This is a genomic window from Bartonella sp. CR84HXZ (assembly GCF_042194535.1).
GTDB lineage: Bacteria > Pseudomonadota > Alphaproteobacteria > Rhizobiales > Rhizobiaceae > Bartonella > Bartonella grahamii.
This window is the reverse complement of record NZ_JBHIMY010000004.1, coordinates 66,554-84,408: the sequence shown is the minus strand read 5'-3', so window position 1 is coordinate 84,408 and position 17,855 is coordinate 66,554. Positions and strand designations below refer to the sequence as shown.

Here is a 17,855-nt window from a genome sequence, read left to right as displayed (position 1 = left end):
TTTCACTGTGTATAATAAAATCAGGACGAAATAAAAGCTTTTATATTTATTTATCAAATATTTCCTAAAGTCATGATAGGTTTTACAAACCAATTTGGGTGCATTGATTTGATAAAAAGAGCTGCTTGTTGCGCTGTTTGTTTATTTTTAAAAATGCCAAAGCAAGTTGCTCCCGTTCCAGATATACGGGAAAAAAGAGCCCCACATTCATCTAATACAGATAACACTTCAGCTAACTGAGGTGCTATTTTTAATGCAGAAGAAAAAAGATCATTACGCGTTTCTTGTAAAGCTTCAACCAATGAATCAACACTCTTTAAAGAATCTGTATTAATTTTTAAAGAAGGATTATGACGCTTCTCTAACGCTTTAAAAACAGTTTGTGTTGAAATCTCTTGTCCATGATTAACCAATACTATTGCAAGAGAACAGGCTCCTTTTAGTTGTATCATCTCTTGACCAATTCCTTTGACCAAAAGTGGCTGCTGATATTCTAATGCATAAAGGCACATGGGAACATCAGCACCAAGAACTAAGCTCATTTTTGCTAATTCTTGGTAAGAGCAATCAAGATTCCACTGTTGACGCAACATGCTTATAACCCCAGCTGCATCACCTGAGCCACCACCAATGCCTGAAGCAACAGGTAATGTTTTTACAAGCCGAAAAAAAGCAGGTTGAGCACATTCAGGAAAAGTCTTATGCATAAAATCCCGTGCGCGAATAACCAAATTATCTAAATGAGACACAAGGCCTTTTGCAAACGGTCCCGTCAAAACAAATTGATTATTTTCGCAAGGTGCATAGTGTAGACAATCACCGCTAAGACTAAAATAAACCAAACTTTCTATTAAATGATACCCATCAGAACGTTGCCCCACAACATGTAGAGCTAAATTCAATTTAATAGGTGTAAATAAATAGGAATGTCCTTGGAACGAAGCTTGTACATTTGATATCATATGACGTAATATTCACCTACATAGGGTTCTTTTACAAATTCCCCCTTTTATCCATACTTTTATTAGCACAAACCCTATAAACAGCTTGGAATATTCTTAATCGTTTTCTAAACAAACAATAAATATAAAGAGCACTCATACAAAATAAACGACATGTTCTCATTCGTATCATTTCAAGCCTTTTTTCTTCTAGAATCTGTTTTTAGATAACAATCCCTCTGGCTTGAATAATCCTTTCCATTACAAACCATAACGCTGCCAAAGTGCTCGCTCTTCTGCTGCCATCAATGCACTGTCAACGACTGTATAAACCGTATGTGCCGTCACTCCTGAAGGCGTTTTAGGTCCTAAGAAACTTTTTGGAGGCATAATAAGTCGAAGTTTTGCATCATTACCAAAGCGCTCCTTAATAACAGAACGTACATCATTCAATCCATCAACCAGACCAAGCTCAACGCTTTGTTTTCCACTCCAAAACATTCCTGTAAAGAGATTCGAATCATTTGATAATTTTTCAGCACGGCGTTCTTTAACCAAATCGATAAAAGTTTGATGCACTTCAAGTTGGAGAGATTTCAAATGCTCGATATCCGCCTTTTTTTCTGGCTGAAATGGATCTAATGTAACTTTGTTCTTTCCTGCTGTGTATACACGCCGTTCGATACCAATTTTCTTCAAAAGTTCCGGAAAACCAAAGGAAGCTGAAACCACTCCAATGGAACCAACAATTGAAGAAGGATCTGCAAAAATTTCATCCCCCGCACAAGCAATCATATAACCACCGGATGCTGCAATATCTTCAATAAACACAAGAACCTTTTTATTTTTTTCTTCTGCCAAGTCACGAATACGCTTGAAGATAAAACGCGATTGTACAGGTGAACCACCAGGAGAATTAATAATAAGTGCAACAGCCGGTGACTTTTTGTGTGCGAAAGCCTTCTCTAAAAGATTTGCACACCTACTGAGGGAAAGGGTACGAGATATAGACGCTGATGAATCCATAATTGCTCCTTGAAGGCGCACCACAGGAATTTCAAGTTTATCGGAAGAAAAACGACGTGGAATAAAACTTTTAATAAAATCCATCAAAACAAAATCTCCTTATAAATTAAGAACAATTAAATAGGAAAGGACAACAAAGAGGAAGAACGCGATAATATCCAAAAGCGCCAATCAATCCCCACATTACAAGCAGAAATATAATTTCACCCAAAGTCAAACCTCCCTAACAACAAAGTTTCGACTTTAAATAATAAACTAAAAAACACAAGATACTATTAGAAAAGTTCCCACAAGCTTATATATCCATTATTAATTGCATCAACTTGGGGTGAAAAAGTATGGTCATTACCTTCATGTATAACCAATGCCGGTAAAATAGATAAAGCTGCTCTGCTTCCTCGTTTTGCGTAAAATAAAAGACGAATTGCAGCTGTTTTCGCACGTGCATGCACAGGAATTATACAAATATCACCAAAACGCCCTTCTAAAGCACGCAAGATATCTGTCAGCGATTGTGGACGTGCAATGAGCCCTAAGTATCCACCTGGCTTAACAATGGCCGCTGCACTCCGCAACCAATTATCAAACATCGCTTCAGACATAACATGTGCTTCAGATTTTTGTTTATCAGGTGTCTTGCGATCAGTAGGATTATTAAAAGGTGGATTCATAATCGCAAAATCAAAGCTATTATCTATCAAACCTGCTTTTATACGGGCATTCCCTTTGAAGGTAACATCTGCTTCTAGCAAACAAATTCGGCTAGCAAATTGTTTATTTAGTTCTAGCATAAGCGTTTTTTGAGCGTAAGATACCATAAAAGCTGAACGTTCAACTAAAGTAACATGAACTTTCAGACAACGCGAAGCAACAGCCAACCCTGCAGCTCCAGCACCTGCGCCTAAATCAACAACCTTGCCCTTTAAATTACTTGGAACCAAACTAGCCAATAACATCGCATCCATTCCAGAACGATGACCATATTTATGGGGTTGAACCAAATAAAATTTTCCGCGGTGAAAACTATCAATTGTTTCACCACTCTGATTCGTTGTTTTATCCATTTAAAAGCCTAATGTTCACCTTTATAAACTGCATTTTTGCCATTCAGCTGCTATTTTAAATTTTTTTATTATTTCATAACAACAAGATTACACTCACTAAAGAACATTTATTGCCAATAACATTCCAAGCTTACACTTCAAAGCGCCATCAAAAGCTTGAGTCAAACACAAACCCCCTTTATGCTAGTAAATAAAGTAAATTTTATATATGTCCATTGCAATACTCTAGGAGTAAACACATTGAGCGCAGCTATCAAACCAGAACAAATAAGAAATAATCAAATTTCTCTTCAATCTCTTGTCAATCTTACTCAAAAAGATATGGAGCGCGTGAATCAATTTATTCTCTCTATGGCAAAATCAGAGGTTGAGATGATCCCTGAAATTTCCAACCATCTTATTTCATCAGGTGGAAAGCGATTACGCCCAATGATTACGCTCGCTTCTGCTCATATGTTCGGTTATCAAAGTGACGGGCATATAAAACTCGCAACAGCTGTTGAATTTATGCATACAGCAACATTACTACACGATGATGTGATTGATGAAAGTAATTTGCGACGTGGAAAATCCACGGCACGGATGATTTGGGGGAATCAAGCAAGCGTACTTGTTGGTGATTTCCTGTTGGGTCAGGCTTTTAAAATGATGGTCGATGTCGGTTCCATAGAAGCGCTCTCTGTCCTAGCGAACGCTGCTGCAATTATTGCTGAAGGAGAAGTTATGCAACTTTCTGCTGCAAAAAATATCAAAACCAGCCCTTCAGACTATCTCAAAATCATCAATGCCAAAACAGCCGCACTTTTTTCAGCAGCCGCTGAAGTAGGACCGATTGTTGCTGGCTATGGACATAAAGAGCGTTCTTCATTACGTGAATATGGAACATCTTTAGGTTTAGCTTTCCAATTGATTGATGATGCACTTGACTATAGCGGTAGTGCTCAAAGCTTAGGAAAAAATATAGGGGATGATTTTAGAGAAGGAAAAATAACAATGCCTGTTATTATCGCATATGAACGTGGAAATATAGTAGAAAAAAATTTCTGGAAACAAGCACTTGAAGATGGCAATAACAATAATGAAGCCTTCGCATACGCGCAACACTTAATAGAAAAGTATGATAGTATCACAGATACAATAGAACAAGCACGCATCTACGGAAAACATGCAATTGATGCTCTTATTCCCATGAACGAAAATCTTGCTTACAATGCTCTCGTTGAGACTGTTGAATTTTGTATTGCGCGCGTAAACTGAATTCTTTGCAAGAATCGCAGTATTTCTCAATAAAGTAATGAGATATGATCTATAAACAACACCATCGATTGATTATCTTGAAAAGGATTAGCTCCATGTGCTCTGCAACGGTATCCCGAATTTTTACCCTCTTTATCGTGGGTATCATGCTGATGCCATTCCCCACCTACAGTAAAATAAGCACCGCAATTCATACAAGCTCATTTACAGGTGCTTATTTAGCTGGAAGGGTTGCAAATCATGAAAATAAAACAGAACTTGCTATCAATTACTTTAAACAAGCACTCGTTTATCAGCCTGATAACATTGAAACACAAAAAGAGCTCCTTGAAGCTATGCTCTCGGTCGGAAACTTTAAAGAAGCTGTCCAACAAGCCCAAAAACTCAAAGAGCAAGATGTTATAACTCCCTTTGTTTCCTTAACTTTGTCAGTAGAAAGTCTCATCAAAAAAGACTATAAGAATGCCAATTTTCTTCTGCAATCAAAAGAACCTCCGAAATCCAATAATCCAATACCTGAACTCATCGGTGCTTGGATTAAATTTGGATCTGGACAAAAATCTCAGGCAATCGCTGATCTTAAGAAACTCAAAGGTCCTGTCTGGTATGACCTTTTTATATCTTATCATCTAGCACTTATGAGCGACCTTGCAGAACAGCCAAAGGATGCAAAAAAATATTTCATTAAAGCACTTAGTAACAAACAGGGGACTCTTATCGCTCCTAATACCTATGAACGTATTATCATAGCCTATGCCTCATTCCAATTGCGCCATAATATGCGTAACCAAGCTATTCAAACAATCCAAAATGGCGAACAAATGTTGTCAGGTCGAGAAGTCCTTAAAAACTTTCGAGAAAAAATTGAAAAAAATTCTTTCTTAGAGAGAGTTATTAAAACACCTCAACAAGGAGCAGCTGAGGTATTATATAATTTTGGAACAGCCCTCAACCACAAAAACTCAGGGCGAATTGCACGTATTTTTAAGCAATTATCTTTCGCCTTATACCCTCAAAATGACGCAACACTGTTTCAGCTCGCACACATTTCTGCTAAATTGAGTGATCCTCATAAAGCAATTAAACTTTATCGCGCTTTATCCCCTAAATCTCCTTATTATAAAGATGGACAACTTCATCTTGCATTCCTTCTTGCCAATAACAACAATTACAAAGAAGCAATAAAATTACTCACATTGTTAAATGAAAAGTTTCCCAATGATCGTAATATTTTGATAACGCTCGTTGCTTTTTATATGCAGGACAATAAATTCCTTGAGGCCATTAAAACTCTAGACACCGCTATTGCCCAGATAAAAAACTTTCAGCAGGACGATTGGAAACTCTTTTATCAGCGTGGTATTGCTTTCGAACGTTTAAAGCAATGGCCAAAAGCAGAAATTGACTTGAGAAAATCGCTTGAATTTTTTCCAAACCAGCCGCAGGTTCTTAATTATTTAGCCTATTCCCTTGTAGAACGTGGTGAGAAGCTTGAAGAATCGCTCCGTATGCTGCAAAAAGCTTCCGCTTTGCAAACTCACAACAGTCATATTCTCGATTCTTTAGGGTGGGCTTATTATAAACTAAAAGAATATAATAAAGCAGTGCAAATATTAGAAAATGCTGTCAGATTACAACCTGAGGACCCAACACTGAATGATCATTTAGGTGATGTCTATTGGAAAGTTGGACGTAAACGTGAAGCAATCTTTCAATGGAACCACGCAATTGACGGAAAACCAGAAAATTCTGAACAAATTCAAGAAAAGTTGAAATTTGGTTTGCAATAAACGATGCTTAACCATAAACCACATGAAATAATAAACAGAGAAACTAAAATTACTTTGGTTTTTTGTTTAGTCCAATATAAAGAGTATAAAGCGTGAAACTGCCTGAACATCTTAACCCTAAACGTTCTTTTCAGGGACTAATCTTAACTTTGCAAAATTATTGGGCACACTATGGATGTGCAATTTTGCAACCTTACGATATGGAAGTCGGAGCTGGGACTTTTCATCCAGCAACAACATTACGCTCCCTAGGTCCACGCCCTTGGAAAGTTGCTTATGTCCAACCCTCCAGACGTCCAACAGATGGACGATATGGTAAGAATCCAAATCGTTTACAACACTATTATCAATTCCAAGTACTTCTCAAACCCTCTCCGCTCAATCTACAAGAACTTTACATAAAGTCGCTACAAGCTATCGGACTTGATACAAAACTGCATGATATTCGCTTTGTTGAAGATGATTGGGAAAGTCCCACCCTTGGTGCTTGGGGGCTTGGATGGGAATGCTGGTGCGATGGGATGGAAGTCTCTCAATTTACTTATTTTCAACAAGTTTGTGGCATTGAATGCGCTCCAGTTTCAGGGGAACTCACATACGGTCTTGAGCGTCTAGCGATGTATATCCAAGGGGTTGATAACGTCTATGACCTTAACTTTAATGGTTTGGAGGGAGAAAACAAAATAAGTTATAGAGATATTTTTTTACAGGCAGAACAGGAATACTCATATTACAACTTCGAATTTGCTGATACAAAATTGCTACATCAGCATTTTATCGATGCAGAACGCGAATGCAGGGCACTTCTTGATGCTGGAAAACCAAATAAAGAAAATATATTACATCGCTGTGTTTTTCCTGCCTATGATCAATGTATTAAAGCGAGCCATATCTTTAATCTTTTGCAAGCACGTGGCGTTATTTCTGTAACCGAACGACAAAATTACATTCTTCGCGTTCGTGATCTCGCGCGCCGTTGTGGGGAAGCCTTCTTACTCACAGAAGCTGGACAAATATATACTGGAGAAGCCTAATGTCTGATCTTCTTCTTGAACTTTTCAGTGAAGAAATCCCCGCACGTATGCAACGAAAAGCTGCTGCTGATCTCAAAAAATCTGTTACAGATCAACTTGTGAATGCTGGATTGATCTATGAAGCTGCTCGTGAATATTGGACACCTCGTCGGCTAACATTGGACATACGCGGACTTTCCATACGCTCAAAAGATATCCATGAAGAACGAAGAGGTCCTAGTATAAAATCACCACAGCATGTAATTGATGGTTTTCTACGTGCAACAGGATTAAACGATATTTCTGAAGCACATATTGGACATGATGATAAAAAAGGTCATTTTTATATTGCTAAAATTGTTAAAAAAGGTCGAGCTGCAGAAGAAATTATTGCCGATATTTTACCGAATATTATCCGCAACTTTCCGTGGCCGAAATCTATGCGTTGGGGAAAAGATTCAGCACAAAGTGGTGCTCTGAAGTGGATTCGACCCTTACAAAACATTCTTTGCGTCTTCGGACCAGAAATTGGTGAAACACATGTTATTCCGTTTACAATTGGTTCTCTTAAAAGCAATAATTTAACTTATGGTCATCGTTTCTTAAGTGATGGAAAGCCATTTCAAGTGCGCCGCTTTGATGATTATGTTACTCAACTTGAAACCCATAAAGTCATTCTGGATGCCGAGAGACGAAAGAATATTATTTTAGCTGATGCCCAAAATCTCTGCTTTGCCAACGGTTTAGAACTAGTTCAAGACAATCCCCTCCTAGAAGAAGTTGCTGGTCTTGTTGAATGGCCTGTTATCCTGATGGGTGATTTTGACCAATCATTCCTTGATATTCCTCCAGAAATTATTCGCTTGACCATTCGAGCTAATCAAAAATGTTTTGTTACCCGTAAACAAGGAGAAAAAGTAAAACTTTCTCATCATTTTATTCTCGTTTCTAATATTCTTTCAAATGATGAAGGCAAAGAAATTTCAAAAGGAAATAGTAAGGTTGTCCGTGCCCGTCTTTCTGATGCACTTTATTTTTGGCAAACCGATCAGCGTGATTTGCCTGATATTCAACAATTAGAATCTTCTATAAAAAAATTTGATCTTGATATAAAAAAACCTCTCGATCAAAGAATGGCGCGACTTGATCATTTGAATGTAACTTTTCATGCTAAATTAGGTACGCAAGGTGCAAGAATAGAACGCATTGCTACACTCGCACAAGAAATTGCACCTTTGATACAGACAGATCCTCTTTTAGCAAAACGTGCAGCAATCCTTGCAAAAGCTGATTTGCAAACAGAAATTGTCGGAGAGTTTCCTGAACTACAAGGGGTTATGGGGCAAAAATATGCCCTTCTTCAAGAGGAAGATCCTCGCGTAGCTGTAGCAATTGAGGACCATTATAAACCTCAAGGACCAACAGATCGCCTTCCACAAGAACCGCTTGCTATAACCGTTATGCTCGCCGACAAAATTGACATGCTCGTTGGCTTTTGGCTCATTAATGAAAAACCAACGGGCTCAAAAGATCCCTATGCGTTAAGACGAGCAGCACTGGGAGTTATTAGGCTTGTACTTTCGCGAGATTGGAAAATCAATCTTATGCCACTGTTTCAGTTAGCAATGAATCTTTTCTTACAACAAAAAAATAAATATGAAATCTCTCAAAGAGAAAATTCACAATTGCTGAATCTGCTTCCAGAAAAAACAGAATATATTTTATCAGACCTGTTATTCTTTTTTCATGACCGTTTGAAAATCTATCTAAAAGAGGAAGGTGCTCGTTACGATGCCCTTGAAGCCGTTTTAAATAAAGATTCTGATGATTTTTTATTGGTTGCACGTCGTGTCGAATCGCTTATCGCTTTTATCAATACCCATGATGGAATGAACTTTGTAGCCTCTGTAAAACGTACTGCCAATATTCTTGAAAATGAATTTCAAAAAAGCACAACAATAGTGAATGAAATTAATCCTGAGCTCTTTGTCGAGAAAGAAGAAAAGCAGCTCTATCATGCAATTTGTGAAGTAGAAAAACAGGTTCTTGCTCCCATCAATGCGACAAATTTATCATTTGTACTCAGTGTGCTAGCGCCACTTGGAAAATTGATTGATATATTTTTCGAAAAGGTATTGGTGAATGATAAAAAACCTGATGTTCGTGCTAACCGTTTTGCTCTTCTCAAACGTATTCACATTATTACACAATCGGTTGCGGACTTTTCAAAACTTGTCATTTAGAATCAAAATGTCCTATTAATTGATAAAAATAATGAAGATAAATTTTTTTATGACTTTTATTAATGAATCTTGAGAAAATTATGCAACCAAAGAGGACATTTTTTATCTCTCAAATATCATTAATTAAGATATGTTTTCATTTTGATAAATGATTCTTTCTCAAGAGACTCTTTAATAAGTTCGTCTGCCTTGTCAGAATCTAATTCCTTTGCAATAAGGATACGTGCTGTAGAAATTGCCAAATCAATAGCCGATGAAGAAACCATGCGTATCGCATCCGCTTCTGCTTGAGCAATTTTTTGCTCTGCCAATTTATTGCGGTTTTTTACATATTCTTCTGCTTTTGTACGAGCCTCAGCAATAACAGATTCAACTTCATGTTTTGCTGCTGCAATAATTTCTTGCGCATCTTTTTCTGCTTCTGCATGTTTGCGTTGATATTCAGCCAATATTTCCTGTGCCTCTTCACGAAGACGCAGAGCCTCATCCAGCTCATCTTTGATACGCTTCGCGCGCGCATCAAGATGGTGTATAACCCTCTGTGGAATTTGGAAATAGACTAAAAGAGCTAAAAAAAGAACTAACCCAACAAATGCCCAAAAAGTATCAGTCATTTTTGTCTTCCTCAATAATCCGCTGTTTTAACAACTGAACGAACAGCCTCTTTGCTGATATCAACGTCAATCAATTTTTTCACAATTTCAAGAGCCACTTCTTCAGCGATAGAACCAACATTTTGCATCGCCTTATCCCGAATTTTTGCTATCTGTTTTTCAGCATCTGCGAGTTTTTTTTCTAAACTCTCTTCAATTTCTTTCCGTTCAAGCTCTGCTTTTTCTTTTAATTCTTCACTAGCTACCTGCGCTATAGCATGCGCTTTCAAACGCGCTTCTGCTAATTTCCGCTCATAAGTTTCAACAACAATGTCTGCTTCCTGCTTCATGCGCATTGCCTGATCTAAATCAGATGCGATTCGATCTCGCCGCGTTTCAATAACACCACCAATACGTGGTACAATTACACGAGAGATAAAAAGATAAAAAAGTCCGAAAGAAATCGCCAACCAGAAAAAATGCGAACCAAAATGTACAAAATCAAAAGGCGGAAACACGCGATTTGCATGTTCTGCCACCTTTTTAATATGTTCTATCGACGTTTCAGTGTTCTGTGCATAAGCGCTTGAAACAAACATCTTCTTTCATCCTTTAAATAGCTTATTAAAGCCCTCTATAACCGATGATAACTGACTGACATCTCTCTGGTTAAGAGCTAAAAGGGTAAATCTTTCCTCATGCAAGAACAGATATACCCTTTTGATGATGATTAAACCCCAAAAAGAAGTAGTAAAGCAATGAGCAGTGAAAAAATTCCCAAAGCTTCTGTTACAGCAAAACCAAAGACAAGACGTCCAAACTGACTATCCGCTGCTGATGGATTTCGTAATGCACCAGAAAGATAGCTACCAAAAATATTACCAAGTCCTAAAGCTGTTCCAGCCATACCAAAGCAAGCAAGACCAGCGCCAATATATTTTGCTGCAAGCACCATTTCCATGTTATTCTCCTTTAAAGCGAAATTGCATTATTCGACGGAAAACCGCCAGTTCTATTAATGTCCTGGATGAATTGCATCATTAAGATACATACAAGTTAAAACCGTAAAGACGTAAGCCTGAAGAAATGCGACCAAAAACTCAAGAGCAGTAATCGCTACAGTCATAATAAGCGGTAAAACCGAACCACCCACACCTACGAGTCCTACCCCAATCATTGAAACAACAAACCCAGAAAACACTTTGAGCGTAATATGACCAGCAAGCATATTCGCAAAAAGACGAAGAGAAAGACTAATTGGACGGGAGAGAAAAGAAATAACCTCAATCATTGTCACCAGAGGCAAAACCACAACAGGAACTCCACTGGGAACGAACAGTTTCAAAAAACTGACCCCATGCTTATAAAAGCCATAACCAATCACCGTCAAAATTACCACCATTGCTAACGAAAACGTGATCATGATCTGCGATGTAACCGTATAAAAATAAGGAAAAAGACCAATAAAGTTAGCAACCAAAATAAAAGTAAACAGAGAAAAAACTAAAGGAAAAAACTGCATTCCCTGTACACCAGATGATTCCCGCAGAGTCGATGCTACAAACTCATATGCCATTTCCGAAAGAGACTGCATCCGCGTTGGAACCAATCCACGACTTGATGATGAAATGAAGAGAAAAATAGAAGTTATAACAACCGTGAGAACTGTAAACAATGATACATTTGTAAACGATAAATCCATATTTCCTATGGAAATCTTAATCAGCCTTGAAACCTCAAACTGATGAATAGGATCTGGAGCGTGCGCTGTCACTTCAACCTCATTTATCGGACCTCTCATTGGCCCCTTTATCTTGTTTATCTTGGCGCAATACGCCTTTTTTTCCTAATTGACTGGAGGAAACATACCCCACAAACCGAAGAATACTCACTACACCAGCAGCAAATCCAAAGAAGAGAAAAAATACCAATCCCCAAGGATACGAACCTGCTAACTTATCAAACCCTAACCCTAAAATAACACCAACTATAACACTCGCCAGAAACTCACTGGAAAGCTTAATTGCATTTGCCATCCCTCCTTGTGATTTTTCTCGCTTATTCTTATGCTCCCGCTTCTTTAATGCCCGCTTGCGCACTAAAGCTACGCTTAAGTTCCTACTACGACATTCCAAATCCTCTGAATGAAGACACTCTCCTTGCTTTTCCTCTTCAGCCTCCTTACGGCTTATAACGGGTTTCTCGCCCATCGCCATCATTGGCTCCTTAATTAAAAAGCAAAGTAAGAATGCATTTCATAAAACCGTGTGCATCATATTGTTCCCGAATTTATTCGTCAAGATACTAAAAGAAATCTATCACAAATTATCGTATAAATTTTATTGTATAAATAACGTATTTTTTAATTTACATCTTTCTTAAAAAGATATTCTGAGCACCTAAACCGATTTCACGACAGCACCCGTGAATGTATAACGAAAAGTTCCCGTGAATGATATAAAACTCATAGAACAGCCACTTTTACGCTTAACAAAAGGTGTAAACTGATACCATCTTATTTTCCAGCTCCCAATGTTATATCAATTCTAGTTTTGAAAGAGAACATAGAAAGCTAAAAACAGTATGAGAGCGTTGTTTTGTTCCTTTTATTCAAATAAACTTGCACTTTTTATTTTATGAAAATGATCAATGGTTTTTATATGATCCTATTCGCAAAGTATTTTACATATGCCATCACAGAACCCATCACTCAATGAGCTTGAGGGTATTAAGAGAGGTTCCTTTAAATACGATAAATCTAAAATTTCAAATAGGTCAAGCCAATAGAACACAATAAAATTTAAATAAAATCACCATACTACTTTATACAATTTTAATCCACTTTTTTGAATTTCGCCCTTTACAATTGAATATCGGTAGATTCAGCAAATATTTTTGCTTTTTATTTAGACAAACTATCGTAAGCAAAAGCGCTTATTCATAATCTTTATTTTTATAAAACGATAATTTAATGCTTCTTTTCAAACGAGCATCATAATTGTATTTCCCTACCCTCATATTTGCATCTATTCTTGCATTTAAATAACCCATTAAGAGGATGATGTACTCTTTCTTAAATACTCCCTATTAAACTCTTCTCATAACATGCAAATAAATGATCTTTATCAAGATGAGAGAACTCTATTCAATAGCGCTCATGGTAAATGATTATCAATAAAATTAAAACTTTAGCAAATAAAAATTTTTTCTTTTATGAAAAGAACGATCATTGAAAAAACTTATTTTTAAGATTCTTAAGTATAGATTTCATCACTTAAAAAAATTAAAGAGTTATCATTTCTTTTTGGAACGTGTCGCAAAAGGATTATCAGAGGCTCGTAATGATATGCGAACGGGTATACCAGACATATCAAATGTTTCACGTAACCCATTGACAAGATAGCGCAAATACGACTGTGGCATACTTTTGGGGCGCGAGCAAGAAATCATAAATCCAGGAGGACGTGTCTTAACCTGTGTGATGTATTTAACCTTAAGTCGACGTCCAGAAACCGCAGGAGGTGGATGATGTGCAACAACAGTTCCAAGCCATTGGTTCAATTTAGCCGTCGAAATGCGACGATTCCATACACGGTGCATCATCATGACATTTTCCATCAGTTTATCAATCCCTTGACCATATTGTCCTGATAAAGGAACAGCTCTCAAACCACGAACTTGAGGAAGAAATCGCGCACATTTTTCATGCAAATCAATCAATGTGGTCTGACTATTTTCAATAAGGTCCCACTTATTGAAAGCAATAACTGGAACACGCCCTTCACGAATCACAAGATCAGCAATTTGTAAATCTTGCTTTTCAAAAGGTATCGTTGCATCAAAAACAATGACCACCACTTCTGCAAAACGAATAGCACGTAAAGTATCTGCAACAGATAGTTTTTCTAATTTTTCTTGAATTTTCGATTTTCGACGTAAACCTGCAGTATCAAAAAGTTTAATATGACGACCACGCCATTCCCAATCTACAGAAATAGAATCACGCGTAAGTCCTGCTTCTGGTCCTGTTAACAAGCGCTCTTGTTTCAACATACTATTGATAAGAGTGGATTTTCCTGTATTGGGACGCCCTGCAATTGCAATCCTAATGGGCTTACTTTCATCGTAAATAAGCTCTTCTTCTTCCAAATCGTTTACATCATCACCAACAGATGCAAGCTGTATCGTAATATCTTCTTCTTTGTTGTTGCCAAAAGCATGCTCTGACCCCACAGCATCTATAATTGCATCACGCAGATCACTAAGTCCCAAACCATGTTCAGCCGATATTAGGCACGGCTCCCCCAAACCTAATGACCACGCCTCATACTCTCCTCCTGTTGCCGCTCTTGACTCAGACTTATTAGCAACAAGCACAATTGGCTTTCCTGATTTGCGAACCAATGAAGCAAAATTTAAATCACTTGGTGTTATCCCGCTCTTTGCATCAAATACAAATAAAATAAGATCCGCTTCATCAATCGCAGCTTTTGTATGAGAACGCATACGCCCCTCAAGTGTATGATCACCTGCTTCTTCCAGCCCAGCCGTATCAATCACATCAAAACGTAGATCTTGAAGTTTTGCCGCATGAATACGTCGATCACGTGTTACACCAGGCTTATCATCAACCAAAGCCAATTTTTTCCCAACCAAACGATTAAATAGTGTTGACTTCCCAACATTGGGACGACCAACGATAGCAATGGTAAGGCTCATCGATTTATTCCTTATTTGCCTTGCCCTCAGCTTGTATCAGCTCAAGCATTATTCGAGCCCGATCTGTTATTTTTGAACCCAAAGCACCTTTTTCAGAAATTTTCTTAAAATAATAAACCGCCTCATCCATTTTATCCGCCTTATAAGCAGCTAAACCTAAAGCCTCTCTTGCAGACATATGCATAGGATCGGTATCACTTGTCATATCTTTGATACGCTTTTCAACATCAGCTAATGTCCCTGTATCAACTAGGATATAAGCCGCCCGAATTTTTGCAACTTTCTGCAAAATCTCTGGTGCTTTCTCATCCGCTGCAACAGAATCAAAAATCTCCACTGACTTAATAATGTCACCCTTCTCCATGAGTAAAGAAGCCTCACGTAAACGAGCAAGAAAAGGATACCCCCCAAAATGAGAGGTTTTAACAGTTTCTAATTGCTTTATCGCTTTATCAAAATGACGTGTATCCGCAAAATCAAGACTTTTTACAAATGCATCACCAATATAACCGGCTTTCTTTATTTGCTGATGATGGTAAATTTGATAAGCAACTATCATGAGTATAAAAAGAATAGCTGCTCCAATAATTGAAAAACCATACCGCCTCCAAAAAGCAAGCGCCTTTTCCTGACGAAATTCTGCATTCACTTCAGCAATAAAACTATCATACGACATATATCATACCTTGAAAAAAGTTACTTTCCCTGTGCTTTTACGCATAAATGGACAAAGATGGTAGTCCTAATTAACTAAAAATCTTTAAATTGCTCGTTTATTTATTTTAAATCAACATGTAGCCAAATCAATCGGATTTTTGCAACAGTCTTAATCGAAAATGATGTAACCGCCCTGTTTGCTCACATTACAGCTTTTATATATTGTTTTGAGTCTTATAAAAAATTCACTGTTTTAATATTTATCATGATTGCCTATCATCTCAAGCGGACTTTCTCCCCATTATATAGAGAGATAATCTTTTAAAGTCTTCAACGCAATCGTTGATAATATTGGATTATAGAATTATAATAGAAAAGACAATTCTTTTAAAAACTTGAACAAAAAATAAATTTCCACGAACACCTACTAAAACCAAATAGATGAATCTTATCTGTATCAAAAATACCGAAGTACCATAATAAAAGTGTGGTATAATTTCAAATCTTCAGTTAAAGCTCTTTATACAAAATGTATCCCTTCAACTTATCTTTATACGATTAACAACCTTTTGTAATTGATCCTTAAATTTTCTAAAAATATCCTATTGTAAGGGCCAAACCCACATAAGCATTGGAACAGCAATAATAACGATCAACACCGCCAATGGAGCACCCAAACGTGGATAATCACTAAAACGATATCCTCCTGGTGCCATCACGAGCATATTACTTTGATGTCCAATAGGTGTAAGAAACTCACAGCCCGCACCAATTGCAACAGCCATCAAAAAAGCTTCAGGCTTATAATGTAGGGAATGAGCAAAACTTGACGCAATTGGTGCTACCATCATCACTGTTGCTGCATTATTCAAAAATGGCGTGACCAACATAGCTGTCACCAACATAAGTGCTAAGGCACCAGATGGCGGGAAAAATATTGCCAATTGGCTCAGCCATTGACCAATGAGATCCGTACATCCTGTTTTCTCTAACGCTTCACTTACTGGAATAAGAGCCGCTAATAGTACTAATATTTGGCCATCTAATGCCTGATACAGATCACGCGCGGGCAAAACGCGAAAGATAACCATTGCAGCAGCAGCAGAAAAAAAAGAAAACGCAACGGGAACAATATGAAAAGCTGTAAAAATAATTGCTATAAATAAAACAGCTACCGAGATGAAACCATGTCGTAAATTTCCAAACACAATATTTCGTTTTGCTAGGGGCAGGCATTTCAATTCTCTTAATAAATTTGGAATAACTGCATCCTGTCCTTGCAAAACAATCACATCGCCAAGATGGAAAATAATATCATCAAGTCTTCCCCGCACCCTTTCATGTTGACGACTTAATGCAAGCAAATTTACATTATAGTGATCAAATAGGGAAAACTCTTTCGCACTAATACCAATAAGAGGTGAATTATGGGTGATGACTGCTTCAATAATATCGATGTCACTGTCCTTATCACCTGCAGCAATAGTTCGCCCCTTAGAAAACTCTAAACGAGCAGAGTTCATCACGCTATCTAACCCTGTATGCGACCCTTCCAGCAAAATAATATCATTTTCAGACAAAACAAAATCTGGTAACGGTGAAATAGATACTTTGTTTCTGATGATTTGAATCACCATAACGTCACCACTTGATGGCTTAACCAAATCAACAATATTTTTCCCTATAATCGGTGAATTTATTGGAATACGCACTTCTGCAACATAATTACGAATATCAATGGCATCATCAAATGATACACCTGAACGCACACGTACAGGCAAAAGCCAATAAAAAAAGACTAAATATACAACACCAGCCGCCGCAATAACCGCACCAACTGGTGTAAAATCAAACATAGTAAAAGGTGTTCCTGCTAAACGTTCTTGCATCGCTGAAATAACAACATTGGGAGATGTTCCTATCTGTGTCATAAGCCCCCCCAACAAAGAACCAAAGGCCATGGGCATCAAAAAGACAGAAGGAGAAACCTGAGAACGACGTGCAAACTGAAAAGCTATCGGAAGCATAATAGCCAAAGCACCAATATTTTTAACAAACATTGATAATACAACAACAGAAAGAACTAAAAAGGCTAATTGAAGACGCACAGATTTCACATCTGGCCATATCCGTTGAATAATAAATTCCATTATACCAGAGCGCGATACGGCCGTACTGACAACAAACACACTCCCCACGATAATAACAATATCATTACTAAAACCGCTAAAAGCTTCCTTCGGACTGACAAGACCAAGAGCACAAGCTATTAATAACGTACAAATAGCAACAAGATCATAACGAAATCGATCCCAAATAAAAACAACCATCATGAGACCAATGATCGAAAAAGCCATTATTTGATTTTCTGTCATAACACTCACCTCTCCCCATTAAATTATAATGCACAAAAACATATTTTTTATGTTTTAAATATTCCTATAAACAGCAGCAAGATAAAAACAGACATCGGAATATTTTAGGATAATTTTAAAATGATAAAAAATTATGATGCGCATAAACTTACCTCTCCTTATTATGCGTTATTATGC

15 protein-coding genes are annotated in these 17,855 nt (G+C 37.4%); 4 read left to right on the top strand and 11 right to left on the bottom strand.

Features of this window, described 5'->3' with window-relative positions:
• Positions 1-53: 53 nt before the first annotated feature.
• The 3 genes from ACFIKD_RS03085 to ACFIKD_RS03075 form a co-directional block, all read right to left on the bottom strand.
• Positions 54-962 carry a 4-(cytidine 5'-diphospho)-2-C-methyl-D-erythritol kinase gene (locus ACFIKD_RS03085; protein ID WP_375635782.1) on the bottom strand — a complete coding sequence of 303 codons (909 nt, stop codon included), beginning with the start codon at positions 960-962 and terminating at the stop codon, positions 54-56.
• A gap of 240 nt (positions 963-1,202) precedes the next feature.
• The gene (locus ACFIKD_RS03080; RefSeq protein WP_375635783.1) at positions 1,203-2,051 is read right to left on the bottom strand and encodes a S49 family peptidase; all 849 of its coding nucleotides are present in this window, start codon (positions 2,049-2,051) and stop codon (positions 1,203-1,205) included.
• A gap of 191 nt (positions 2,052-2,242) precedes the next feature.
• Positions 2,243-3,031: a tRNA1(Val) (adenine(37)-N6)-methyltransferase gene (locus ACFIKD_RS03075; protein WP_375647200.1), complete on the bottom strand. Its 789-nt coding sequence runs from the start codon at positions 3,029-3,031 to the stop codon at positions 2,243-2,245.
• 180 nt (positions 3,032-3,211) lie between these two features.
• Between ACFIKD_RS03075 and ACFIKD_RS03070 the strand changes: the two genes are divergently transcribed.
• The 4 genes from ACFIKD_RS03070 (at position 3,212) to glyS (ending at position 9,334) form a co-directional block, all read left to right on the top strand.
• Positions 3,212-4,288, top strand: coding sequence for a polyprenyl synthetase family protein (locus ACFIKD_RS03070; RefSeq protein WP_375644561.1), 1,077 nt, complete (start codon positions 3,212-3,214; stop codon positions 4,286-4,288).
• A 95-nt stretch (positions 4,289-4,383) separates the two neighbouring features.
• Positions 4,384-6,078 (top strand): tetratricopeptide repeat protein, encoded by a 1,695-nt coding sequence (locus tag ACFIKD_RS03065; protein ID WP_375647198.1) that lies wholly within the window; start codon positions 4,384-4,386, stop codon positions 6,076-6,078.
• A 92-nt stretch (positions 6,079-6,170) separates the two neighbouring features.
• Positions 6,171-7,112 (top strand): glycine--tRNA ligase subunit alpha, encoded by a 942-nt coding sequence (locus ACFIKD_RS03060; protein ID WP_375635787.1) that lies wholly within the window; start codon positions 6,171-6,173, stop codon positions 7,110-7,112.
• Positions 7,112-9,334, top strand: a complete 2,223-nt coding sequence (gene glyS / locus ACFIKD_RS03055) for a glycine--tRNA ligase subunit beta (RefSeq protein ID WP_375647197.1) — start codon at positions 7,112-7,114, stop codon at positions 9,332-9,334. Before ACFIKD_RS03060 ends, glyS begins: the two co-directional genes overlap by 1 nt.
• Positions 9,335-9,453: 119 nt before the next feature.
• On the opposite strand, the gene ACFIKD_RS03050 is transcribed toward glyS, so the two are convergent.
• From ACFIKD_RS03050 to ACFIKD_RS03015, 8 genes are all read right to left on the bottom strand, one after another.
• Positions 9,454-9,948 carry a F0F1 ATP synthase subunit B gene (locus ACFIKD_RS03050; protein ID WP_375635789.1) on the bottom strand — a complete coding sequence of 165 codons (495 nt, stop codon included), beginning with the start codon at positions 9,946-9,948 and terminating at the stop codon, positions 9,454-9,456.
• Positions 9,949-9,959: 11 nt separating this feature from the next.
• The gene (locus tag ACFIKD_RS03045) at positions 9,960-10,526 is read right to left on the bottom strand and encodes a F0F1 ATP synthase subunit B (protein ID WP_012754801.1); all 567 of its coding nucleotides are present in this window, start codon (positions 10,524-10,526) and stop codon (positions 9,960-9,962) included.
• Between the two features lie 131 nt (positions 10,527-10,657).
• Entirely contained in the window at positions 10,658-10,888 is a 231-nt protein-coding gene (locus ACFIKD_RS03040; RefSeq protein WP_005773968.1) for a F0F1 ATP synthase subunit C, read from the bottom strand.
• Between the two features lie 54 nt (positions 10,889-10,942).
• Entirely contained in the window at positions 10,943-11,701 is a 759-nt protein-coding gene (locus ACFIKD_RS03035; RefSeq protein ID WP_375635839.1) for a F0F1 ATP synthase subunit A, read from the bottom strand.
• A gap of 7 nt (positions 11,702-11,708) precedes the next feature.
• Positions 11,709-12,143 carry an AtpZ/AtpI family protein gene (locus ACFIKD_RS03030; RefSeq protein WP_375635790.1) on the bottom strand — a complete coding sequence of 145 codons (435 nt, stop codon included), beginning with the start codon at positions 12,141-12,143 and terminating at the stop codon, positions 11,709-11,711.
• Positions 12,144-13,221: 1,078 nt separating this feature from the next.
• On the bottom strand, positions 13,222-14,646 hold the full coding sequence (der, locus tag ACFIKD_RS03025) for a ribosome biogenesis GTPase Der (RefSeq protein ID WP_375644557.1): 1,425 nt from the start codon (positions 14,644-14,646) through the stop codon (positions 13,222-13,224).
• 4 nt (positions 14,647-14,650) lie between these two features.
• On the bottom strand, positions 14,651-15,322 hold the full coding sequence (locus ACFIKD_RS03020) for a tetratricopeptide repeat protein (RefSeq protein ID WP_012754797.1): 672 nt from the start codon (positions 15,320-15,322) through the stop codon (positions 14,651-14,653).
• Positions 15,323-15,905: 583 nt separating this feature from the next.
• Positions 15,906-17,678 carry an SLC13 family permease gene (locus tag ACFIKD_RS03015; protein WP_375647196.1) on the bottom strand — a complete coding sequence of 591 codons (1,773 nt, stop codon included), beginning with the start codon at positions 17,676-17,678 and terminating at the stop codon, positions 15,906-15,908.
• Positions 17,679-17,855 lie beyond the last annotated feature (177 nt).